Origin of the sequence: Exiguobacterium sp. UBA6282 (assembly GCF_002440475.1) — a bacterium.
GTDB lineage: Bacteria > Bacillota > Bacilli > Exiguobacteriales > Exiguobacteriaceae > Exiguobacterium_A.
The window spans coordinates 1993-24667 of the sequence record NZ_DJUM01000020.1; the positions used below are offsets into that span (position 1 = coordinate 1993).

Below are 22675 nucleotides of genomic sequence, written 5' to 3' on the forward strand. Positions count from 1 at the left end.
TGCGTCACGATGACCATCGTCATTCCACTCTCAGCAAGCTGCTTCATGACGTCTAGCACTTCGTTGACCATCTCTGGGTCAAGGGCTGATGTCGGTTCATCGAACAGCATGACGTTCGGTTCCATCGCAAGTGCGCGGGCGATCGCGACCCGTTGTTTTTGTCCACCTGACAACTGATTCGGGTAATTATCGCGTTTTTCCGCTAGACCGACACGTTCCAGTAACGTCTCCGCTCGTTTAATCGCCTCGTCCTTTGAAATTCCGAGGACGTTGATTGGTGCGTACGTCAGATTATCAAGGACAGACTTATGCGGGAACAAGTTGAACTGTTGGAAAACCATGCCGATGTTCTGACGTGCTTTCGAGATGTTCGCCTTTGGTTTTGTCAGTTCAAAACCATCGACGATGATCGTCCCACTCGTTGGTTGTTCAAGTAAATTGATACACCGTAGAAATGTTGATTTACCAGATCCCGACGGTCCGATGACAGCGACGACTTCACCGCGTGTAACCGTCGTCGAGATACCTTTTAATACTTCTAATTTTCCGAACTGCTTATGCAAATCGGTGACTTGGATCATAGGTTCCATCTGATTACCCACTCTTTCTCATAGCTTTTTCGACTTGTTGGCCTATCAAGCTCAATCCCATGACAAGAACAAAATATACGAATCCGGCAAACAATAACGGTTCGAAATAGATTGCCTTTTCTCCTCCGACGATTTGCGCCCGGCGCATGACATCAAGCACGCCGACCGTCGAGACAAGCGCCGACTCCTTCGTCAACGTGATCAATTCGTTCATGATCGCTGGGAGGATGTTTTTAAAGGCTTGCGGCAAAATGATCGAACGCAGTTGTTTGAAATACGAAATACCGAGCGCGTCTGCTGCTTCCCATTGTCCACGATCAACAGCCTGAATCCCTGCCCGAATGATTTCCGAAATATACGCTCCGGAGTTCAAAGAGAAGGCGATGATTGCTGATTGGTATCCTGTCGTGACATATCCAGTTAGTTGCGGTAATCCGAAGTGAACGATTGCCAGTTGCAAAATCAGTGGTGTACCCCGGAAAATCGCTGTGTAGGCATGACCGATAAAACGGAGGATTCGACTTTTTGTGATTTTTAGTGCCGCGACGACGATTCCGATCAGCATCCCGGCAATGGCTGCTACGATGACGACTTGGAAGAGGACCGGAATGCCCTCGAGAATATATGGAATTGAATCTTGAATCTTTGTAAAGTCTATCATAATCAATCTCCTAACGTCGCACAAAAGGGATGAGGTTACCCCCACCCCCATGCACTTGACTTATTTTGCTTCTTTTTGGAACCACTCTTCTGCTAATTTATCGATTTCACCACTGTCGATCATTTTCTTCAGCTCTTTGTTGAAATCGTCACGCATCTTATCCCCTTTTTTGAAGGCGATTGCTGAACCAGCTGGACCATCTTCTTTAATCTGGTACGTTTTCAGAGAGGCATCTTGATCCATGTATTTGACGGCGACTGCATCCTCGATAATGAGGGCATCGATCCGACCTGTATTCAATTCTTGAATGATTTCTGGAATTTTGTTCAATGGAACCGTTTCGCTGTCTTTAAAGCGGTCTTTCGCGAGTCCCTCTTGAATCGAACCAAGCTGGACACCGATTTTTTTACCTTTGAGTTCATCTTCTGAACTGATCGCTTTATCCTTCGTCATGACTAAGTTTTTCGATTCGAAGTAAATGTCCGTGAAGTCAGCATTTTTCTTCCGTTCTTCCGTTGGTGTCATGCCCGCCATGACGAAATCCACACGACCTGAGCTAAGCGCACCAAGTAGACTACCGAATTCCATATCTTCGATTTTTAATTTATATCCAAGATTTTTCGTAACTTCTTTGGCGATCGCAACGTCGAAGCCGACGATGTCTTCTCCTTTTTTCGTATCGATGTATTCAAATGGGAAGTAATCCGCTGATGTTCCCATCGTCAATACTTTATCATCCTTACTTGATCCACCTGTTGATTCTTCCGACGCGCCACATGCTGCCATTGTGACTGCCAGAATGCCTGCCATTGCCGTTGCTAATAATTTTTTCATTCGAGTTTTCCCCTTCCAACGCTCAATTGTCAGAACTTTAACAATAGTATGACTTATGTGTATGTCCAATTCAATACCGAAAAGCCTGACCTGTTCTATTGCTTTTAGGATATACGAATATTTATTCACTGTAAAGCATAAATATATAAATTTTTTTGACTTTCTATTCATAAATCATGCATAAATGACTGTTTATACAATTTTGCAAACGTTTTCAAATTTAAAATTTATTATTTTAGTCTTATGAATACACAAAAAAAGACTCCTTTTTCAGGAGTCTTCTTCGCTTAGGCGTAGATTTCAATTAATGATTCAAGTTTCTCGACGACTTCTTCCGCCGTGAACGATTCGATGTCGAAGCGCTCGACCATCGAGAGGATGTTTCCATCTTGCATTAACGCAAAGGATGGAGATGAAGGTGGATAACCTTCGAAATATTCACGCGCACGGTCTGTCGCTTCGCGATCTTGTCCAGCGAATACCGTGACAAAATGATCGGGCTTGATGCCCTCTTTCCGATTGACGTACGCTGCTGCAGGACGGGCGATCCCGCCAGCACATCCACAAACAGAATTGACAAGGACAAGTGTCAGACCTTCCCGTTTCATTGCTTCATCCACGCTCTCTGGCGTCGTTAATTCTTCAAATCCAGCAGCTTGCGCTTCTTTGCGGGCTGTTTGGACGACATCTTCAAAATACATTTGGAAATCCATCGTATTGCCTCCTTTGATTCGTTCTCCTTCTTATTGTACGAGTTTCGGTGAAATCTGTCCAAGTCTGCCGCTTAATTCATTTTCTAAAAATGGTCGTGCCTGCAACAGATCACGGAATGCGATGTACCGGTCGATTTTTTCTTCCGTTGGTCGCTTGTTTTGTTTGTACGCACGGATCAAGATGTTCTTCGGTGTGTGCTCAAGATCGATGAATTCAAGCAATTGCGCTTCATATCCTACAAGCGTCAATAACTCGGCACGAATCGAGTCCGTCGCAAGTGATGCGAATTTTTCTTTGATCAGTCCGTGCTGGAGCATGACATCAAGCGGAGCGCAGTCCAATTGACGGTTCAGTTCCTTTTGACAACACGGTACACTTAGGATGACTGATGCATTCCAGTCGACAGCTCGCGCGAGTGCGACGTCCGTCGCAACATCACAAGCGTGAAGCGTCACCATCAGGTCGACTTCCGTCTCCCCTGTATAATCATGAACGTCTCCGACGCGGAATGTCAGATCGGTATAATCCAGATCACGTGCAATTTGCGTACATTCTTCGATAACTTCTTTCTTTAAATCAAGACCTGTCACTTCAAGGTCGAATCCTTTGACGACTTTTAAATAATGGTAGAGAGCGAACGTCAAATACGATTTCCCGCAACCAAAGTCTAAAATCCGCAGTTTTTTTCCTGTTGGTAAGGCGGCGATGCTATCCTCGACGAATTCAAGGAAGCGATTGATTTGCTTGAACTTATCGTACTTCTGTTTTTTGACTTGCCCCGCTTCCGTCATCACACCTAGACGAATCAGAAACGGAACCGGTACACCGTCTTCTAATAGATAGGTTTTTTTTCGGTCATGCGACAAGAGTGCTTTCATCGGTTCCTTTTGGGATGTCTTGATCGCGACTTTCATCTTTTTCGAGAGCTGGAACTGCCATTCTTCTTCTTCAAAACGGAAGAGGAATTGCCGGAATTCCGTGAACCAGTCATCGAGTCGACCGATGAAATCCTCCACTAAAATATTTTCATGCTTCATGACGCGTTCAAATTGAAACTCAACCTGCATCATCACCGTATCTCTTAATAGAATCGGTTTTACCTTGATTCGTCGGAGATCATTGGATTTTTGACGCGGATTGCTCATCGTTGCATGGATCAGTACTCCTTGCGTGATTTTCGAAGCAAGGTTCGCTTTTAATTCATGTAGTTCCACTAGTCGTCCCGTCCTTTTCTAATGTTCTTTCGAAACTGTAGCAAATTCGTACCTGTTCGACAAGTTTACACGCTTCATCATTCGTACGTAATCAAAAGGAGGAATGCATCATGTTCAAAAAAATTCTCTCACAAATCGGAATCGGTGCTGCAACGGTCGACACACGGTTGACGCATGATCGCTGTGAACCAGGCGGTCAAATCCACGGTGTCGTCCATATCAAAGGTGGAAACGTCGATCAAGAAATTGACCGGATTTATCTTGAATTCAACACGCAGTACAAACAAGAAGTCAATGATAGTACGACGTTTACCACCTTTACGCTCGACCGGTTTGCCTTAAATGAAGCGAAGTTCACGATCGAAGCGGGTGTCGAGCGGGAAATTCCATTCACATTACGTGTGCCACTAAATACGCCACTCTCCGTCAGCCAATCGAAATCATGGATCGAGACCGGACTTGACATCGCACAATCCGTTGATCCGTCGGACCGTGACGCTGTCATCGTCGAAGCAAACCGTTACCAAACGACGGTCTTAGATGCCATGGAGTCACTTGGCTTCCGGTTAAAGAAAGCCGATACAGAAAAATTACCTGGACGATTCCGTAAAGATTTACCGATTGCTCAGGAACTTGAATACTCAGCACGCAATACACACTACGCTCATAAACTGGATGAGATCGAAATCATCATGCTCCAAGACAGCTCAGGGATTGATTTAATCGTCCAAGTCGATCGTCGTGCGCATAGTCTCGGATCATTGTTCAGTGAAATGGCTGGAGCGGATGAGGCAATGGGGAAAAGCGGGGGGGGTGTTGCGGGGGGGGGGGGGGGGGGGGTGGTTTGGGGGGGGGGGGGNNGAGTCAATGATCAAACTACGCCTATCCAATAGTGAACTGCAGGATCAGTCATTTGTCGAACGCCAGCTGACAAACATCGTGGAGCGCTATAGCTGATCGATCGAATGACTAAAAAGTGATTCCTCTTCAAGGGGAGTCATTTTTTTGTTCAAATCGGAATGCACAAAAACATTATTAAAACTTATTTGCTAATGCAATCGTTTTCAAATAAAATATTGTTTTAAAACAAGCACCTTGCTATACTGTCCGTATTGAAAAGAATTCCAGTCGTGGTTTGACTAGAGGAGGATGTACATCATGAAAAGGATCGGGCAATTCACGTTAACAGCAGGACTCGCAGCAGTACTCGTTTCAAGTAGTTTGCCTGTCATGGCAGAGGCAGGATCTTCAGCAGATCGGATCAGTCAAAAAATCGACACGATGACGCTCGAACAAAAAATTGGACAGATGATCATGCCGGACTTCCGGCAGTGGAATGGCAGTAACCATACGTCGCTTGCTCCGGAAGTCGCGAACATCATCGACCGCTATGATTTAGGTGGCGTCATTTTGTTTGCTGAGAACGTCAGTGAAACCGAACAGACGACAAAACTCGTTCATGATCTACAAGAAGTCGTCAAACAAGATGACAGCAACGATATTCCGCTCTTTGTCACGATCGACCAAGAAGGTGGCATCGTCACTCGGCTCGGAACAGGAACGAACTTACCCGGCAATATGGCGATAGGTGCGACCCGTAGTAGCGCGTATGCCAATGATGCCGGTCATATCATCGGTTCTGAACTGAATGCGCTTGGCATCAATGTCAACTTCGGTCCGGTTCTTGACGTCAACAGTAACCCTGGAAATCCCGTCATCGGTGTTCGCTCGTTCTCAAGTGACCCGGAGCTCGTCGGAACGCTCGGTTCCGCTTTGATGAAGGGTATTCAAACTGAAGGCGTCGCAGCGACCGCGAAACACTTCCCGGGTCACGGCGATACCGCGACCGATTCCCATTATGGCTTGCCGGTTGTCAACCGGTCCCTGGAGGAGCTGGAACAAGTCGAGCTCGTCCCGTTCAAGCGAGCCATCGCCGAAGACATCGATATGATCATGACAGGACACATCGGAATGCCGCAAATCGAGTCTGAAGTCGTCACGTCAAAAAACGGTACTTTCCCTTTACCTGCGACATTGTCGGATGACGTCATCACGGGCGTACTGCGCGAAAAACTCGGCTACGATGGCATCGTCATCACGGATGCTTTGAATATGCAGGCGATCGCCGACAATTTTACGGAATCAGAAGCCGTTCTGAAAACATTTGACGCCGGTGTCGACATCGCGCTCATGCCGACGATTCTTCGTTCCGAGCAGGATGTCACAAAACTCGACCAGATTTTTAAGGACGTGATTGCGGCAGTCAAAGACGGACGTCTGTCAGAGGAACGGATTGATCAATCGGTCGAGCGGATCCTGACGCTGAAGGCAGAACGCGGAATATGGAATGGCACGACGGATACGACATCCTTAGCAGATAAACTCGCGCAAGCGAACCAAATCGTCGGTAGTCCCGAACATAAAGCAAAAGAACGCGCGATGACGGAAGCCGCGGTCACACTCGTGAAAAATGATCAGCGGACGTTACCCTTCAAGCCGAAAAAGAATGCAAACGTTCTTGTGATCGCCCCTGCGACGGATCAAACGGACAGCATGAAAAAGACGATTGCTTCCCTGCCTAAGAACCGGAACTGGCACGTAACGACAGCGAATTACTCGGCTACTACGCTACCGCTCGACCAAAATCCGACACTACGGGCACAACTCGATGCAGCAGATTACATCATCGTCGGTTCAAACGTCAATACGAGTGCCAAACTACTGCCTACTGCACCAGAACAAGCGATTCCGGCTTCAATCTTCCGGTATGCGAAACAAACAGATATACCATCCGTCTTGCTTAGCCTCCGCAATCCATACGATGTCGCCGTTCAACCGGACGCACCGGCACACGTCCTCGTCTATGGTTTTAAAGGGGATCCGAACGGACCGGACTCCGAAGCAGGCAATCTGAAATCAGCGGGACCAAATCTTCCTGCCGGTATTCGAGCCATCTTCGGAACGCTCAAACCGCAAGGCACCTTACCAGTTGATGTGCCGGTCTTTCAGAACGGTATCTTTACCGATCAACTGCATCTCGAATTCGGTGACGGCTTTAAAAATTGGAAAAAATGAGAACATGATACACCAAAAGACCGAGACTCCTTTAAAGGATGCCTCGGTCTTTTAATAATTGATATGAAGATTCAGTTTCTGCTTTCGCACGCTCGTAGACACGATGAAGTGAATAAGTCAACGAAGCATAGAGGACGACGACCAGGACAGTTGCGATAGTTCTCCCCGTTGTAAAACCAAACTGAAGCAACACCTGAAAATTCTGAATCGTAGCATATGTGCCGTACACCGCCATCAATATGGGAATGATGTACCCAACAAATCTCACTTTCACTTTTCCGAGCACCTGTTGCACGACATATGCCGCGAGGATCACGAGTGCGATGACTATGATTTCCATTCCAATCCCTACTTTCACTAGATGGTATTCCTAATTCTACCATCTACTGGTTTAAGAAGATACCGGGCGAGCTGGAATCGTTTCGTAGACCGACGTGAACGTCTCTTCCGTCCACCCCATGTGCCAGAAGAGTAACTCATAGTAACAACTAGTCACGAAATGCCGTTTCATCCGCTCTCGTTCAGTCGGGCTTGCTTGTTCCGCCAACGCATCAAGCCGTGCAATCTGTTCAAAGACGACCTTTTCGAACCATTCCGAACTATATGTGTCGATCCATTGCTGATAGATTTTTTCATCCGGTGTACACGTCAATAATTGTTGTCCAACTTCATAATACAACCAGTAACATGGCAAGATGGCAGCAATCGTCTCACCAAGCGTCCCTTCACTCGCATGATGCATGTGTGAGACGTAAGCATATGCCGTTGGTGCCGGTTCAAATGCTTCAAGGTCTGCTTCCGTGATACCGAGCGGCTCGAAAAATGATTGATGCAAGCTCAGTTCTGCCCCATATGTCGAAGTCGCGTGCTCGGCAAGTGTCGCGATCGTCGCAAAGTCATCTGCTTTTGACGCTGCCTTCGCTTGAATCTTCGCAAAGTGTTTTAAGTAATACGCATCCTGCATGACATAATGTCGAAATTTCGAGAGCGGTAACGTTCCCTCGCCGATTCCTTGAACGAATGGGTGCGTAAAACTACTGTCCCAATACGCTTGTGCTGCTTGTTTGATTTCTTGTGTGAATGTCATGATCTCATCCTCCTTGTTTTTATGAAACGAAAAAACACCACCCCGAAACACACGGGCATGGCGCAAGAAGAACAAGACTTGACGCCACTTCCCTCCGTAAGTACGAACTTAATCAGGTTCAAAGGGTCCGAACGTCTTCGTTCGTCTCAGTCGGCCTACCGACTCCCCTAGTGGTCATTATTCGATTCAAATCCACTATAGCATGCTGAAAATGGAAGTCAAGTTGTCCTCTTTTCGCTATACTATAGAGTGTCAGAAGGCGGATATCGTCTCCATCTACAGACCGATTCCGAACTTCTTTCGTTCTCGTACACTAATTTTAGTACCTGATACTATAATTCATTCTGTTACTTACAATTGGAGGATTTCATTATGCATACACCAACAAAAATCATGGCGTCAGCCGTTATCGCTTCTGCTTTATTACTTCCGACAGCCGCATCCGCCGAGCAGGTCGTCGATAAGACGATCGTCACTCTCGGTGAGTCACTCGGCGCAAAAGATAAGGCTTGGGTGCTTTCACGTCTCAATGCACCGGAAGGTATCACACCGATCATCGCAACCTCTGCAGACGAAGAAAAATACCTCGGGAAAAACATCCCCCAGTCACAAAAGGGCGGCAACATGTATTCATCCGCTAAGATCGAATTGACGGAAAAAGGTGACGGACTTTCCGTTGCGACGGAAAACATCACGTGGGTGACGAAGGATATGTATCTCAACGCTCTCGTCACGGCAGGTGTCAAAGATGCCGACATCACGATCACTTCTCCTTATAAAGTGACTGGAACATCGGCACTGACAGGAATCATGAAAGCCTATGATCAAACTTCGGCTGAGACCGGAATCAAGCTGAGTGACGAACGGAAAGATTTAGCACAGCAAGAATTATCGGTCACATCAGACGTCGGGAAGACAGTCGGGACAGATAAAGTCGCTGATTTGATGAATGAGATCAAGGCCGAAATCGCGAATCAAAAACCGGAAACAAAAGTCGAGATCGAAAACCTGATCGTCCAAGTCATTCAAAACAACAACATCCAACTGTCTGATGCACAGATGGATCGGTTGACGAATCTATTCAATCAAATGGAGCAAGCGAACATCAACTGGGGGCAAATCGAGAGTGGACTGAAAAATGCTGGTCAAGACATCCATGCGTTTGCAACGTCCGAGGAGACAAAAGGATTCTTCGCTAAATTATTTGATGGTCTGAGTGACTTCTTCAGCTCGATTGCTGGTGTGTTCAAATAATTCAGACTTCCGCAATTAACAAGATAATGGTAAACTGGTTGTATCTGAAACGAAAGGTGGTGTGAAATGATGGACTTTGCTGCGTGCAAACATTGGTTAATGGAACAATTGTATCTGTTGCGCGCGATTTTTCATGGAATGGCGTTCTAAGGCACCCGTCTGCCCTTTTTTAGAACTTCATGATTGAAAAATACAGCAAAGCGCATCTTTCACACACTAGGGAGAGTGCTATTTGCGCTCTCCCTTTTTTTAATGCGCGCGAAAGGATCAACTTATTATGATGATTTGCGACATTCAACATCTGACAAAACAATTCGGAGGCGAAACGATTTTAACGGACGTTTCCCTCTTCTTAAACGAACACGATCGTGTCGGTCTGATTGGACGAAATGGGAGTGGTAAAACGACATTACTCCGCTTACTTGCTCGCCTTGACCAACCGGACGGTGGCGTCATCTATCAAAAGAACGGTTTGACGATTGGCTACTTGGAACAACTTCCCACTTATGCCGAGACAATGACCGGACTCGACGTCCTTTGGACGGCGTTTGAAGAGATCCTCGCAATCCGTTCTCGGATGCAACAGTTGGAGCTTTTGATGGCGACAGCGCCAGATGATCTGGATGCACTACTCGTTCGATATGCGGAAGCGACAAATGCATTCGAACAAAAAGATGGCTATCTACTCGACTCGAAGATCGAGCGCATGGTGAACGGATTACATTTACGTCCGTTACTCACTCGCCCTTTCCATCAGTTGAGCGGCGGTGAGCAAACGAAGATTTGCCTCGGTCGCATGTTGCTGATGGAACCACACCTCCTAATCCTTGATGAGCCGACGAACCATCTTGATTTAGCTGCCGTTGAATGGTTAGAACAATTCTTACGGGACTACACTGGAACTATCCTGCTCGTCTCTCACGACCGGGTCTTCTTAGATGCCGTCGTCACCTCGATCGTCGAGCTTGAAGATGGTGAACTGACCTCCTACCTAGGGAACTACAGCGCGTTCGTCGTCGAACGAGAACGTCGCTTGATGGAACAGTTCCACGCCTATCAGGAACAACAGAAAAAAATCAAGAAGATGAAGGAAGCGATTCGTCGACTACGGCAGTGGGCAAACGAAGCATCTCCACCGAGTGAGAAATTATTCCGTAAAGCAAAATCGATGGAGCGGGCACTCGAGCGAATCGAACGGATCAAACGACCGCAACTCGAAGCCAAAACCGCTGATGTCTCTTTTTCTTCTACCGATCATACGAGTCAAGTCGTCTTTCGCGCTGAAGAGCTCTCTTTCGCTTACGATTCCCGTCGCATTTTCGATGTTGTCTCGTTCGAAATCATGGCTCAAGATCGGGTTGCAATCGTCGGAACGAATGGGAGCGGGAAATCGACGTTGCTCGCACTGTTGCTTGATGAATTGTCACCAGACGCAGGCACGCTCACGCGTGGACCATCGAACCGGATCGGTTACTTGTCCCAGCATGCCCATTTCGAGGAGGATGCTCGCTTAATCGACTGGTTTAGAGACCGCATTGCCGTTCCAGAAGCGGAAGCCCGCCATATTCTTGCCCGGTTCCTGTTTTTTGGACCGACTGTCTTTCGGTCTATTTTGTCACTAAGCGGAGGAGAACGTGTTCGATTGCAGCTTGCCGTACTCGTTCATTCGTCGATCAACGTTTTGATTCTCGATGAGCCGACGAATCATCTAGATATTGAATCAAGAGAGACGCTTGAAGAAGCACTCGAGAATTTTTCTGGTACATTGATCGCCGTCTCACACGACCGCTATTTCTTGAATCGTCTTTTTTCAAAAATCATTTGGCTTGACCATCAAATTACTTCGTATACTGGAAACTATGCTTACGCAGTGGAGAAACGACATGCCAGTCATGACACACCACCTCAGATAAATCATGAGAAGAAATCGAAAATTTCAAAGCGTTCGAAAGCACCTGCGAAAGAACAGTCCATTGAACAGCAAATAGAAGAGCTGGAACTTCAAGTCGTACATCTTGATGCCGTTCTTTCTCATGTATCCGCGGAAGAAGAATGGATGACGGTCGAGATGGAAAAAGAAGCATTGTTACGAAAAATTGAAGGTTTGTATGAACGTTTAATTTTAGAAACTTGAACTAAAATGATTAGTCCTTCTTTGACTCGGGAAAATAGGAACAGATACGTCAAAGGAGGAATTCATCTTGTCTCAAGCTATGTTGATCATCAACCCGTCTTCTGGTAAAGAACTCGGAAAAAAACACGCGACGCTCGCTGAAGAGACGCTTGCTACTCGCTTTCAAACCGTCGACGTTCGATTCACGGAAAAAGAACACGATGCAACGGAATTCGCACGTCATGCCGCCCAGTCTAATTACGACGCCGTCATCGCCATGGGTGGTGATGGAACGGTCAATGAAGTCATTACTGGAATTGCCGAGCAACCACATCGTCCAACACTTGGGATCGTACCGCTTGGGACGGTCAATGATTTATCACGCGCGTTACACATCCCGACGGACCCCGAAGAGGCGATTCAGATATTAGCTGATGCCCCTGCCCGCCCGCTTGATATCGGTAAATATGATGATCATTACTTCATGAACGTCATTGCGGTTGGTCTGATTGCGGAAGCCGTCGAAGAAGTGAGCATCGAACAGAAAACGTCACTTGGATCGGTCGCTTATTTCATTGAAGGTCTGAAAGCCTTTAAGGATCATAGTCCTTATCCAATCGAAATCAACTCTGCCGAAAAACAATTTGATGGAGAAGCCCACTTGTTAATCATCGCCTTGACGAATTCCGTTGGTGGATTCGAATCGTTTGCGGAAGAAGCAAAAGTCGACGATGGATTACTCCATGGATTCATCATTACGAAGCTCGGATTCTTTGATGCGCTTCAAGCATTACCTAAACTCATCACGGGTGGGTTATCAAAGGCGGATCAAATCGAACACTTCACGACGACACGTGTCGAGATTCGTTCGAAAGAAGAGTTACCAATCAATGCCGATGGTGATACGGCAGGTCATGTTCCTGTGACTGTCGAGGTACTCCCTCAACATCTCACTGTATATTCACCATTCTCTGCTGACTAACGTTATACGAGTAAAAAAAGAAATCGACGATTTGTCGGTTTCTTTTTTACTTTAAAATCCATTACAATATATGTTAACAAAGCGTAATTTTGAAATATATTTGAAATATTTTTGTGTTATTGACGATGCTATAATCATCTCAGGCGAAAAATCATTCTTTAAAATAAATAAATATACATAAAATCTTACAATTTTGTAATGATCAGTTCTGGCGCTTCAGATTTTTAAGGAGGAAATACACTTAATGAAACGTTTGCTTACAACAATGACAATGACAGCTTTGGTAGTTTCAGGTTTTGCTACAACGAGTGCTTCGAAAGTTGAGGCCGCAACGACATATAAAGTAAAAGTCATGGCAGACGGACTACGCGTCCGGACAGGTCCATCAACGGCTTATAAAATCGTCGGTAGCGTCAATACAGGACAGACATTCAATTATCTCGGTGTTTCTGGTTCATGGACAAAAATTTCATACGGCGGCGCATCACGCTACGTTTCTTCTACATATGTTAAAAAGTACAGTACGACGACTTCAACAAAAGCAACGACTGGTTTTTCGCGTCCAGCAAGCGGTCCGATCACACAAGGATACGGTGCGGCAAGCGGTGTTTATGGTTACACGTTCCACAATGGTATTGATATCGGTGCTCCGACGGGTACACCCATCTATGCTTCAGCTGCTGGAAAGGTCATCACGTCTCGTTACTACGGTGCATACGGTAATCATGTCATGATGACGCATACGGTTAACGGCATCCAGTACACGACAGTTTACGCACATATGAACAGCCGTGCTGTTTCTGTTGGACAAACGATTGCTAAAGGAACAAAAATCGGGACAGTCGGCGCGACAGGAAATGCCTTTGGTGCTCACTTGCATTTTGAAATGCACCGCGGCTCTTACGTCTACAGTGGAACGTCTGCAGCAAACAGCGTTAATCCACTCAATTACTTCAACTGAATCAGATTCGCCGGACTTCTCATCTTGAGAAGTCCGGTTTTTTGTTTCAGATGAAATCTTCTGACAGGAGTGGTACGGTATATTCATGGCTCTCATGCATATAGGAGGCGAATCATATGAAACGAACCATTCCCTTGATTCTATCGGCATCTTTCGGCGTGACTCTGCTTGCCGGTTGCCAAGATCAACCGACACCTGAAGAACGTCTTGATGCCTATATCAAACTTTGGGAGAAACAGGACTACGATAAAATGTATACGTACGCGAGTACAGCTACTAAAAAAGAATACGGTAAAAAAGAATTCATCGAGCGAACGAAACAATTGTCGAAATCACTTGATATTCAAAAGTTATCCGTCGAACGAAAGAAAGCGGAGGAAGCAACGCATGACGAAAAAGCGTCCCTTCCCGTGCGGATTTCCTTTGATACGGTTGCAGGAACCGTTGCCTACGATAAACAAGTTCCACTGACATTTGAGAAACAAGGAGAGACCGAAAACTGGTTCATCGACTGGGATACTTCTTTTGTCCTAAAGGATTTTAAAAAGGATGACAAAGTCCAGCTACAAACCGTTGAAGGCAAACGTGGTGATTTACTCGATTCGAATGAGAAACCGCTCGCAACCTCTGGAAAAGGATTTGCTGTCGGCGCGACAGCCGGACAATTAAAAGACATCGAGAAAGTTGCCGAATTGCTCGACCGCCCGACCTCTTCAGTCGAAGATTCCTTAAAGGCAAGTTGGGTCAAAGATGGACAGTTCGTTCCGCTCAAAACGATGACCGACGAAGCAATGGTTGAAAAATTGCGTGACATTCCTGGAATCAGTGTCCAAGAAACGGAAGTCCGAACGTATCCACTTGGTAAAGCAACCTCTCATTTGATTGGATATATCGGTTCAGCGACAGCAGACGAGATTAAACAATCAAAAAATCAAATCCAAGCTGGCGAGCAAGTCGGGAAACGTGGACTTGAACAAGTACTCGATGAGCGCTTACGTGGTAAAGCCGGTGCGACAATCACTTTACAGAAAAAAGACGGCTCAAACGTTACTGTTGCCGAAACGAAACCGACGGATGGCGAAGATATTGCGTTGACAATTGATGCCACTCTTCAAAAAAAGACTTATGAAACGATGCAGGATGATCCCGGAACAGCATCAGCGATTGATCCGCGGACCGGCGAGACCCGTGTCTTACTCAGCTCTCCTGGCTTTGATCCTTCTGAATTCATGTCAGGAATCTCACAAGCACGACTCGATGAACTGACGCAGGACCCGGACCAGCCATTATTGAACCGATTCACAAGTGCCTTCGCACCCGGTTCGACTCAAAAACCATTGACGGCTGCTGTCGGATTAAAGAGCGAAACGCTCGACCCGGAAAAAGCCTACACAATCAATGGGCTGAAAAATAAGATCGATGGTTTTAACGTCACCCGCATTCATGAGACACCGGCCCCGGTCAATCTGCATAATGCGCTCGTCTATTCCGACAACATCTATTTCGCCCGTTCGACACTCGAACAAGTCGGAACGAAAGCATTTACGTCTGGTCTTGAAGCGCTCGGATACGGTGAAAAGCTACCGTTCACGTATCCATTACGTGCCTCACAGATCTCAAACGACGGCACGATTTCTTCTGATGGACAGCTGATGGACACGTCTTACGGACAAGGTCAGATGTTGACGAATATTCTACACTTAGCATCGATGTATGAAATTTTCCTGACGGATGGAACAATCTATCGTCCGACACTCTTACAAGAGGAAAAAACGAAGCAAGTCTTTAAGAAGGATTTACTCGACGCAGACGACGCGAAGATGATCCGCGATGATTTGTATGATGTCGTTCATAACGGTTATACGCTTCCGGCTGATATCAAAGAAGTCGATGTTGCCGGTAAGACAGGTACGGCAGAATTGAAAAAGGCAGGCGAAACCGACGGCAAAGAGAATGGCTTCTTCGTTGGATACGACAACGACAAAAAAGATCTTCTCGTTGCCATCATGATCGAGTCAGTCGAAAAAGAAAATCGTGGCAGTCCGTACGTGTCGGGACTTGTCGCCGAAGTACTCAAACAAAATCGATGATCGGAGTGATCGCTTCTTGATGATCCGCACTAGCTGTACTTCAGACCTCCCTGCCCTGCTTACACTGACGGCAGAGACATTCGCGCATCACAAGCAGTTGTCGCCTCACTTTCACCCAGATGTAACGACACCATACACGCTAGAGTCTTTAAGTCAGATGATAGAAGCAGAACAACACCTCTGTCTGACAGTGCTCGATGGAGAAACACTCATTGGTTACTTGTTTGGTAAGTGGACGGCACCGGCACCCGACCGGTTTACGCCTGTCCGAATCTTGAACATCACTGACGTCGGTGTCACCTTTTCCCATCGTTCATCAGGAATCGGTCGCCAGTTGATACAGGTGGCAGAAGAACTCGCACTCGAGCAAAAGGTGGATGCTGTTCGCTTGAATGTCTGGACCGTCAACGACCGGGCCGCAACGTTTTATGAAGAACTCGGATTCGAACCGCTGTATACGAACTTGCAGAAGTCACTCGTTCAAAAGTGACATCTATACGAAAAAGAGCGGATGATCGTATGATCATCTGCTCTTTTTCATTAATGTGACGGCGTTGCCGCAAGCCGTGCTGCCATCAACTGTTGAATCGTTTCTCGATCGTTTTGATGGAGTAAGTCGACGATCTTACTGCCGACGATGACACCCGCGACTGGTCGACTCAACTGTTTGACGTGTTCCGGTGTACTGATTCCGAACCCGGCAAGTACCGGTACCGGGCTATGGGCTGCGACATTTGCTAAATGTTCTTCAAGCGCCGTATCAAACGTCGTCTGTCCGCCAGTCGTCCCATTGACCGTAACGGCATAAAGGAACCCTTCGCTTTTATCGGCAATCTTTTGAATCCGTTCCATTGGACTCGTCAAGGAGACGAGTTGAACGAGCGCGATATCCGACTTGTCCTCTCGTTCGAAGAACTGTTCACTCTGTTCAAGTGGTAAATCAGGAATAATCAATCCGTCAACCCCGACTTCGCGACATGTCGCTAGAAATGCTGCTAATCCATAACGGAAAATCGGGTTTAAGTACGTCATCAAGACGATTGGAACATCGACGGTCTGACGGGCAACGCGAACCGCCTCAAGAACATCCTTCAGTCCGACGTTCGCTTCTAGCGCCCGGAGTCCCGCTTCTTGAATGACTGGACCGTCAGCAACGGGATCCGAAAACGGAACGCCGACTTCAATCGCTGTCGCTCCGGATTCAGCGAGAAACGCTAAGATTTCCGGAAGGCGATCAATCCCTCCATCTCCCCCCATGACGTACGGGATGAAGGCTTTTTCGCCCTTACTTGTAACGTTACGAATCGCTGTTTCTAATCGCATCATTCTTCCCCCTTTAGTGCGTTTCTGACAGTAACGACATCTTTGTCGCCACGTCCTGATAAGCAGATAACGAGAATCTCTTCCTTGTCCATCTCTGCAGCGAGTTGAGTCGCGTAGGCAATGGCGTGTGCCGACTCAAGTGCCGGGATGATTCCCTCCTTGCGGCTTAACAGCTGAAGTGCTTCGAGTGCTTGTTCATCGGTCACCGCTTCATACTGAACACGACCGATATCTTTTAGCAAGCTATGCTCCGGTCCGACACCCGGGTAATCGAGTCCAGCTGAGATCGAGTGCGCTTCTTGTACTTGACCATGGGCATCCTGTAAGAGATACATCATCGAACCGTGCAAGACACCGACCTCTCCTTTTGTCATCGTCGCTGCGTGTTTTTCTGTGTCGATTCCGCTGCCCGCTGCTTCAATGCCATACAATTTTACATCTGTATCATCGATGAAAGGATGGAACATCCCGATCGCATTACTACCGCCGCCGACACAAGCGACGATCGCCTCTGGCAGACGCCCCTCTTTTTCGATGATTTGACGTCGTGTCTCTTTTCCGATGACCGCTTGGAAATCACGCACGAGTTGTGGGAATGGGTGTGGTCCGAGAACAGAACCCATCAAGTAATGCGTGTCTTCGACATGTTTGACCCAGTAACGGAGTGCTTCATTGACGGCATCTTTGAGTGTCCGACTGCCTTGTGTGACCGGGATGACGGTTGCTCCAAGTAACTCCATCCGGAAGACGTTCAACTCTTGACGACGGACGTCCTCTTCGCCCATGAAGATGACACACTCGAGGTCGAGCAAGGCACAGACCGTCGCTGTCGCGACACCGTGTTGTCCTGCCCCTGTCTCAGCAACGATTTTTCGTTTCCCCATCCGTTCAGCCAGTAACGCTTGACCGATCGTATTGTTGATTTTATGGGCACCGGTATGGTTCAAGTCTTCTCGTTTCAAATAGATCTTTGCGCCACCAATCGTTTGCGTCAAATGTTCGGCAAAGTAAAGTGGTGTTTCACGTCCGACGTATTCTTTCAGCAATTCGTCCATTCGCGCTTGAAATGCTGGATCTTCTTTTACGGTTTCGTATGCTTCTTCAAGTTCGATCACTGCATGCATCAATGTTTCCGGGATGTAGCGTCCTCCGTATTTACCGTATTGCCCGAGTGTGTCCGGTTGTGCGTAGCTCATGCTTATCTCTCCTTTACGGCATCAGCGAATGCCTGCATTTTGATGGGATCTTTCCGTCCGTCCGTCTCGATGCCACTTGAGACATCAACGGCGAACGGGCGATATCGTTTGATTGCTTCTCCGACGTTTCCTGCTGTCAAGCCACCGGCAATGAATAGTGGACGTTCTGCTTGAATGTCTCGTGACCAGTCGAATGTCTCGCCACTTCCAGCAACCGGTGCGTCGACGAGTAAATACTCCGTCTGTTGCTCTACTTCTGCGATGTCCGTCACGGGAATCGCTTGAATGATCGGAACCGGTAGCTTGCCGTCCGGAATCGTCCCATGAATTTGGATGAGGTCCAGTTCGACTTGCTCGACGGCGTCGGTCACCTGCTGGTAAGTCGGGGAGACGAAGACCCCGACGACCTGGACCGTACTTGGAATGTCGCGTCTAAGACGCGCTGCTTCTTCTAGCGTGACCTGTCGTTTACTTTTAGCAAAGACGAAACCGATGTAGTCCGCTAAGCGAACTGCCGCTTCGACATGTTCTCTTTCCCGGAGACCACAGAACTTAATCCGTGTCATACGCGAACGCCACTCACTTCTCGGATGAAGACTTGTGGATCGTCTGCCCGCATCAATGTCTCACCGACGAGGATCCCGTCTGCACCTGCAGCATGTAACAACTGTGCTTCCTCGACCGTCTTGATGCCACTCTCACTGATGTACCGGACGTCTGGTTGTTTCTGTTCGAGTAATCCGACCGATGTCTGTAAATCAACTTCGAACTTTTTCAAGTTCCGGTTGTTGATGCCGATGATTTGCGCACCGATCGCCTCTGCCCGGCGTAATTCCTCTTCGTCATGGACTTCGACTAAGACCTCAAGCCCTTCCGCGTAAGCATACGCATACAAGTCAGCAAGCGTCTCCTGCTCGAGAGCGGCGACGATTAAGAGAATCAACCGTGCTCCATGTGCTTTTGCCCGGTCGATCTGAACCCGGTCGATCATGAAATCCTTACAGAGGACGGGGATGTCGACCGCTGCAGCGACTGCCGCTAAATCGTCCATCGATCCTTTGAAGTACGTCTCGTCCGTCAAGACAGAGATGACGGTCGCCCCACTCGCTTCATATTGTTTTGCCTGAGTGACGACATCGACGTCGAGTGCGATGGCACCTTTTGATGGCGACGCTCGTTTGATTTCCGCGATGACGGATAAATCCGCTCCCGCTAGTCGTTGCTTAATCGACGGCTTCAATGCCTCTCGATCAATTCGTTCGACCCCGTTTAATTTTAATTGCAGGACTTCTGCTCGTTTCGTTTCGATGATGCGATCTAAGATATTCATCCGATTGCTTCCTCCCGTGTCATTTGTCGTAATTGGTTCAATCGTTCCATCGCTCGTCCTGAATCGATGCTATCTGCTGCTAAAGCAATCCCTTCCTCAATCGTCTTCGCTCGATTTGCTGCAAAGAGAGCGATCCCAGCGTTGAGTAGGACCGTGTCGCGATAAGCACCATGCTCGCCACCAAGGACTTGCAGTAAAATCGTCGCATTCTCTTGTGCACTACCTCCACGGATCGCTTCAAGCGGTGCGGTCTTCAGTCCGACTTCCTCCGGGTGAAGACTGAAGCGGATCAGCTCACCTTCGTCAAGTAAGACGAGTTGGTTCGTTCCGGCAAGGGATGCTTCATCCATTCCATTCGCACCATGCAAGACGATTGCCCGCTTCCGACCGAGTCGATGTAAAGTCAACGCCATCGTCTCGAGCATATCCTCCCGGTAAATTCCTAATAGTTGTGTCTTGAGTGGGACCGGATTCGTCAACGGACCGATCAAGTTAAAGATCGTTGGAATCCGCAGATCGCGTCGAACCTTCATGATTTGCTTGACGCGTGGGTGCATCCGTTGCGCAAACAAGAAGGCGATTCCGTTCGACTCGAGCTGTTCTGCTAAACGTTCTGGTGTCGCGGNNAAACCCCCCCGAGTGCTTCGAGCACATCAGCGCTGCCCGTTTTACTCGAGACACTCCGATTTCCGTGCTTCGCGACTTTCATACCGGCACCGGCTAGGACGAAGGCGGCTGTCGTACTGATGTTGAACGATTGTGAGCCGTCGCCTCCCGTGCCGCAGTTATCCATGAAATCGCCGGTGACCGGAATGTCGAGGGCGACCTCGCGCATGATTGAAGCGAGACCAGCTAATTCTTCTGCAGTCTCCCCTTTTGCTTTCAAGGCGACGAGAAAAGCAGCAATTTCGCTATCGGTCACGTCTTCTGCAAACAGTTCGCGTGCTGCCTGTTGCATCTCTTCATATCGTAAATGTTTTGCTTCTGCTAATTTCAATAACGTCTCTTTCATCGTTCGTCACTCCTTCGTCAATTCAATGAATCGTTTAATCATCTGCTGTCCTTGTGGTGTTCCGACGGATTCAGGATGGAACTGGATTCCGAAAGTCGGATGCGTCCGGTGCTCGAGTGCCATAATCGTCCGGTCATCCGTTTCTGCTGTGATGACGAGCTCCGTCGGTAAGTCGTTTCGAGCGACGATCAGCGAATGATAGCGCATGACCTCTAACGTTCCTGTCATTTCGTCGAAGAGTTGTCCCGATTGTCGGATCATCGATGTCTTCCCGTGCATGATGACCGGTGCTTCAACGATGCGTCCTCCGAATGCTTCGCCGATTGCCTGATGTCCGAGGCAGACACCGAGAATTGGTACTTGACCCGATAATTGACGAATTAGATCGATGCAGATGCCAGCATCAGCCGGGCGACCGGGACCGGGTGAGAGGATGATACCGTCCGGTTTCATCTCGCGGAGCTCTTCGATGCTAACCGCATCGTTTCGAATGACGTGGACGGCCGTATAAACCGATGCGTATTGATATAGGTTATAGGTAAAGGAATCATAGTTATCAATCAGGACGATCATTTCCAAACCTCCAGTAGTGATTTCGCTTTGTGTAACGTCTCCTGGTACTCAAGGCGTGGAATCGAGTCGTAGACGATACCAGCCCCTGCTTGAACAGAAGCGACACCATCCTTGATGACCATCGTCCGGATAGCGAGAGCAAAATCCATATTCCCCCGAATGTCGAAATAGCCAACAGCTCCAGCGTATACTTCTCGTTTGACCTGTTCGTACTGGTCAATCAACTGCATCGCTCGAATTTTCGGAGCTCCTGTGACCGTCCCAGCCGGTAGACAAGAGACAAGTGCGTCTGCTCCAGTCTTCCCGTCTGCTAACGTCCCTTCAACGACGGAGACGAGGTGCATGACGTTCTTGAATCGTTCGATTTGCATGAAGCGTGTCACTTCGACGGTACCAATCTGACAAATCCGTCCTAAGTCGTTGCGTCCAAGATCGACGAGCATCCGGTGCTCGGCCCGTTCCTTTTCATCGTGAAGCAACTCTTCTGCTAGCCGTTCATCTTCCTCTGTCGTCTTCCCCCGGCGACGTGTGCCGGCAATCGGATTCGTCGTCACTCGATTCCCTTTGACTTGGACCAAACTTTCCGGGGAGGCCCCAAGTACGATTGCTTCGCCTAAGTCGATATAAAAGAGATAGGGACTCGGATTATCCTTACGGAGTTTTCGGTAAAATTGGAACGGGTCACCCGTAAACGTCGCATCGAGTCGTTGCGAAAGAACCAGTTGGAAGACGTCGCCTTGCCGAATATGTCTCTTCGCTTGTTCGACGAGTCCTTCAAACGTCTCTTGATCCATCAACGGTTCATAAACGACATCCCGGAGTGGACGCTCGATGTCTGTTCGCTCTCGCGATTGTTCGAGTTGCGCTTTCCGATCTACTAGACGTTGACGTAATTCATCACGATCGGTGATGCCACCAAGTGACGTTTGAATTAAATGAACACGATGTTCGAGATGATCAAACAGGATGATTTGGTCGTAGACGGCGAGTAGCGCGTCCGGTAGTTGGCGCGTTCGTTCCGGAATCGCTCCGAGTGTCTCATACGCCCGCATCATATCGTAACCGACATATCCGATCCCGCCTGCTAAAAACGGAAAATCTTCTTCGACGCCCTCCCGGAGGATCAACTGTTGCATCAGTCGTACTGGATCACCTGTTTCTTGTGTCAATCGACCTGTCTTCAACTATTCCCGTGTCACGGTTCGTCCTTCTGCGCGGATCATTTCCACCGGATCGACACCGATGATCGAATACCGTCCATGATCCGTATGGGCGGAGCTTTCAAGTAAACATTTCTGTGTTCCACTCAGTTGTTGGAAAATCATGATCGGCGTCATCTCGTCGCCGTTTAGTTCAAGTTGTTCAATGATAAGTGTGTCTGTCTGAACCATCTCTGTTCGCCTCCTGGAATAAAAAAAGTCCTCCACACAGCATATGCTGCATGGAGGACGATGATCTCGCGGTGCCACCTCTCGATTGGAACGGTTCGATCGTTCCCACTCTGTCTGATGCGTCTAAATAAGAGACATCATAGCCTACGATAACGGGGGCATCCGTCGTGACCTACTTCTTCGTTCAGCCACGCTCTCATGAGACCATTCACGAAACCTCGCCGTACGGAAGTCGCACCATTCTTCCGCTCTCTGAAACGCCGATGTTGCCTCGC

20 protein-coding genes, 2 pseudogenes, 1 riboswitch and 1 other annotated feature (1 of these 24 cut by a window edge) are annotated in these 22675 nt (G+C 47.9%); of the genes and pseudogenes, 8 read left to right on the plus strand and 14 right to left on the minus strand.

The features are described 5' to 3' along the window. The 5 genes from B2751_RS05000 to B2751_RS05020 all read right to left on the minus strand — a co-directional run. The coding region (locus B2751_RS05000) for an amino acid ABC transporter ATP-binding protein (RefSeq protein WP_290773608.1) at positions 1-581 on the minus strand (581 nt) is incomplete at its 3' end. A 13-nt stretch (positions 582-594) separates the two neighbouring features. Continuing rightward, positions 595-1254: an amino acid ABC transporter permease gene (locus B2751_RS05005; RefSeq protein WP_035409731.1), complete on the minus strand. Its 660-nt coding sequence runs from the start codon at positions 1252-1254 to the stop codon at positions 595-597. 57 nt (positions 1255-1311) lie between these two features. Next, a complete protein-coding gene (locus tag B2751_RS05010; protein ID WP_035409033.1) occupies positions 1312-2085 on the minus strand; it encodes a transporter substrate-binding domain-containing protein in 774 nt (257 codons plus the stop codon). 287 nt (positions 2086-2372) lie between these two features. Beyond that, positions 2373-2798 (minus strand): BrxA/BrxB family bacilliredoxin, encoded by a 426-nt coding sequence (locus B2751_RS05015; RefSeq protein WP_023467616.1) that lies wholly within the window; start codon positions 2796-2798, stop codon positions 2373-2375. Positions 2799-2828: 30 nt separating this feature from the next. Continuing rightward, positions 2829-4013 (minus strand): class I SAM-dependent methyltransferase, encoded by a 1185-nt coding sequence (locus tag B2751_RS05020; protein ID WP_035409035.1) that lies wholly within the window; start codon positions 4011-4013, stop codon positions 2829-2831. A gap of 110 nt (positions 4014-4123) precedes the next feature. Here B2751_RS05020 and B2751_RS05025 point away from each other — a divergent pair, with 110 nt between their 5' ends. Both B2751_RS05025 and B2751_RS05030 read left to right on the plus strand, forming a co-directional pair. Continuing rightward, positions 4124-4906, plus strand: coding sequence for a sporulation protein (locus tag B2751_RS05025; RefSeq protein ID WP_290773316.1), 783 nt, complete (start codon positions 4124-4126; stop codon positions 4904-4906). A 265-nt stretch (positions 4907-5171) separates the two neighbouring features. Further along, the gene (locus B2751_RS05030) at positions 5172-7088 is read left to right on the plus strand and encodes a glycoside hydrolase family 3 protein (protein WP_290773319.1); all 1917 of its coding nucleotides are present in this window, start codon (positions 5172-5174) and stop codon (positions 7086-7088) included. A gap of 31 nt (positions 7089-7119) precedes the next feature. Here B2751_RS05030 and B2751_RS05035 read toward each other — a convergent pair whose 3' ends face one another. Then, entirely contained in the window at positions 7120-7428 is a 309-nt protein-coding gene (locus tag B2751_RS05035; protein WP_290749002.1) for a hypothetical protein, read from the minus strand. A 51-nt stretch (positions 7429-7479) separates the two neighbouring features. Then, positions 7480-8175 carry a thiaminase II gene (gene tenA / locus B2751_RS05040; protein ID WP_290773322.1) on the minus strand — a complete coding sequence of 232 codons (696 nt, stop codon included), beginning with the start codon at positions 8173-8175 and terminating at the stop codon, positions 7480-7482. Positions 8176-8247: 72 nt separating this feature from the next. Continuing rightward, positions 8248-8354, minus strand: a riboswitch (TPP riboswitch). Between the two features lie 193 nt (positions 8355-8547). Here tenA and B2751_RS05045 point away from each other — a divergent pair. The 6 genes from B2751_RS05045 (at position 8548) to B2751_RS05070 (ending at position 16065) form a co-directional block, all read left to right on the plus strand. After that, complete coding sequence (locus B2751_RS05045; protein WP_214855133.1) at positions 8548-9429, plus strand: DUF1002 domain-containing protein; 882 nt, start codon at positions 8548-8550, stop codon at positions 9427-9429. A 277-nt stretch (positions 9430-9706) separates the two neighbouring features. Continuing rightward, positions 9707-11563 carry a ribosomal protection-like ABC-F family protein gene (abc-f, locus tag B2751_RS05050; RefSeq protein ID WP_052019068.1) on the plus strand — a complete coding sequence of 619 codons (1857 nt, stop codon included), beginning with the start codon at positions 9707-9709 and terminating at the stop codon, positions 11561-11563. A 67-nt stretch (positions 11564-11630) separates the two neighbouring features. After that, on the plus strand, positions 11631-12524 hold the full coding sequence (locus B2751_RS05055; RefSeq protein ID WP_035409044.1) for a diacylglycerol/lipid kinase family protein: 894 nt from the start codon (positions 11631-11633) through the stop codon (positions 12522-12524). A 244-nt stretch (positions 12525-12768) separates the two neighbouring features. Next, positions 12769-13485 (plus strand): peptidoglycan DD-metalloendopeptidase family protein, encoded by a 717-nt coding sequence (locus B2751_RS05060; RefSeq protein ID WP_035409046.1) that lies wholly within the window; start codon positions 12769-12771, stop codon positions 13483-13485. 116 nt (positions 13486-13601) lie between these two features. Beyond that, a complete protein-coding gene (locus B2751_RS05065; RefSeq protein WP_290773327.1) occupies positions 13602-15575 on the plus strand; it encodes a penicillin-binding transpeptidase domain-containing protein in 1974 nt (657 codons plus the stop codon). A gap of 19 nt (positions 15576-15594) precedes the next feature. Further along, positions 15595-16065, plus strand: coding sequence for a GNAT family N-acetyltransferase (locus B2751_RS05070; RefSeq protein ID WP_290773611.1), 471 nt, complete (start codon positions 15595-15597; stop codon positions 16063-16065). A 50-nt stretch (positions 16066-16115) separates the two neighbouring features. Here B2751_RS05070 and trpA read toward each other — a convergent pair whose 3' ends face one another. From trpA to trpE, 7 genes and pseudogenes are all read right to left on the minus strand, one after another. Then, on the minus strand, positions 16116-16898 hold the full coding sequence (gene trpA, locus B2751_RS05075; protein ID WP_290748983.1) for a tryptophan synthase subunit alpha: 783 nt from the start codon (positions 16896-16898) through the stop codon (positions 16116-16118). Then, on the minus strand, positions 16898-18094 hold the full coding sequence (gene trpB, locus B2751_RS05080) for a tryptophan synthase subunit beta (RefSeq protein WP_035409053.1): 1197 nt from the start codon (positions 18092-18094) through the stop codon (positions 16898-16900). The genes trpA and trpB overlap by 1 nt, the downstream gene beginning before the upstream one ends. Positions 18095-18096: 2 nt before the next feature. Continuing rightward, complete coding sequence (locus B2751_RS05085) at positions 18097-18660, minus strand: phosphoribosylanthranilate isomerase (protein ID WP_035409055.1); 564 nt, start codon at positions 18658-18660, stop codon at positions 18097-18099. Then, the gene (gene trpC, locus B2751_RS05090; protein WP_035409056.1) at positions 18657-19424 is read right to left on the minus strand and encodes an indole-3-glycerol phosphate synthase TrpC; all 768 of its coding nucleotides are present in this window, start codon (positions 19422-19424) and stop codon (positions 18657-18659) included. The genes B2751_RS05085 and trpC overlap by 4 nt, the downstream gene beginning before the upstream one ends. Beyond that, positions 19421-20436: pseudogene (gene trpD, locus B2751_RS05095) on the minus strand (anthranilate phosphoribosyltransferase). The gene trpC and the pseudogene trpD overlap by 4 nt, the downstream one beginning before the upstream one ends. A gap of 6 nt (positions 20437-20442) precedes the next feature. Beyond that, positions 20443-21009 carry an anthranilate synthase component II gene (locus tag B2751_RS05100; RefSeq protein WP_035409060.1) on the minus strand — a complete coding sequence of 189 codons (567 nt, stop codon included), beginning with the start codon at positions 21007-21009 and terminating at the stop codon, positions 20443-20445. Further along, a pseudogene (gene trpE, locus B2751_RS05105) lies at positions 21006-22400 on the minus strand (anthranilate synthase component I). The gene B2751_RS05100 and the pseudogene trpE overlap by 4 nt, the downstream one beginning before the upstream one ends. A gap of 50 nt (positions 22401-22450) precedes the next feature. Then, positions 22451-22675: a binding site (T-box leader), on the minus strand; it runs 25 nt beyond the window's last position.

Bases quoted from the DNA above. Each gene is read 5' to 3' on its own strand.
- abc-f (WP_052019068.1), top strand. From the start codon at position 9,707: ATGATGATTTGCGACATTCAACATCTGACAAAACAATTCGGAGGCGAA.
- B2751_RS05045 (WP_214855133.1), top strand. From the start codon at position 8,548: ATGCATACACCAACAAAAATCATGGCGTCAGCCGTTATCGCTTCTGCT.
- trpA (WP_290748983.1), bottom strand. From the start codon at position 16,898: ATGCGATTAGAAACAGCGATTCGTAACGTTACAAGTAAGGGCGAAAAA.
- B2751_RS05060 (WP_035409046.1), top strand. From the start codon at position 12,769: ATGAAACGTTTGCTTACAACAATGACAATGACAGCTTTGGTAGTTTCA.
- B2751_RS05065 (WP_290773327.1), top strand. From the start codon at position 13,602: ATGAAACGAACCATTCCCTTGATTCTATCGGCATCTTTCGGCGTGACT.
- trpC (WP_035409056.1), bottom strand. From the start codon at position 19,424: ATGAATATCTTAGATCGCATCATCGAAACGAAACGAGCAGAAGTCCTG.
- B2751_RS05100 (WP_035409060.1), bottom strand. From the start codon at position 21,009: ATGATCGTCCTGATTGATAACTATGATTCCTTTACCTATAACCTATAT.
- B2751_RS05035 (WP_290749002.1), bottom strand. From the start codon at position 7,428: ATGGAAATCATAGTCATCGCACTCGTGATCCTCGCGGCATATGTCGTG.
- B2751_RS05030 (WP_290773319.1), top strand. From the start codon at position 5,172: ATGAAAAGGATCGGGCAATTCACGTTAACAGCAGGACTCGCAGCAGTA.
- trpB (WP_035409053.1), bottom strand. From the start codon at position 18,094: ATGAGCTACGCACAACCGGACACACTCGGGCAATACGGTAAATACGGA.
- B2751_RS05015 (WP_023467616.1), bottom strand. From the start codon at position 2,798: ATGGATTTCCAAATGTATTTTGAAGATGTCGTCCAAACAGCCCGCAAA.
- B2751_RS05085 (WP_035409055.1), bottom strand. From the start codon at position 18,660: ATGACACGGATTAAGTTCTGTGGTCTCCGGGAAAGAGAACATGTCGAA.
- B2751_RS05010 (WP_035409033.1), bottom strand. From the start codon at position 2,085: ATGAAAAAATTATTAGCAACGGCAATGGCAGGCATTCTGGCAGTCACA.
- tenA (WP_290773322.1), bottom strand. From the start codon at position 8,175: ATGACATTCACACAAGAAATCAAACAAGCAGCACAAGCGTATTGGGAC.
- B2751_RS05070 (WP_290773611.1), top strand. From the start codon at position 15,595: ATGATCCGCACTAGCTGTACTTCAGACCTCCCTGCCCTGCTTACACTG.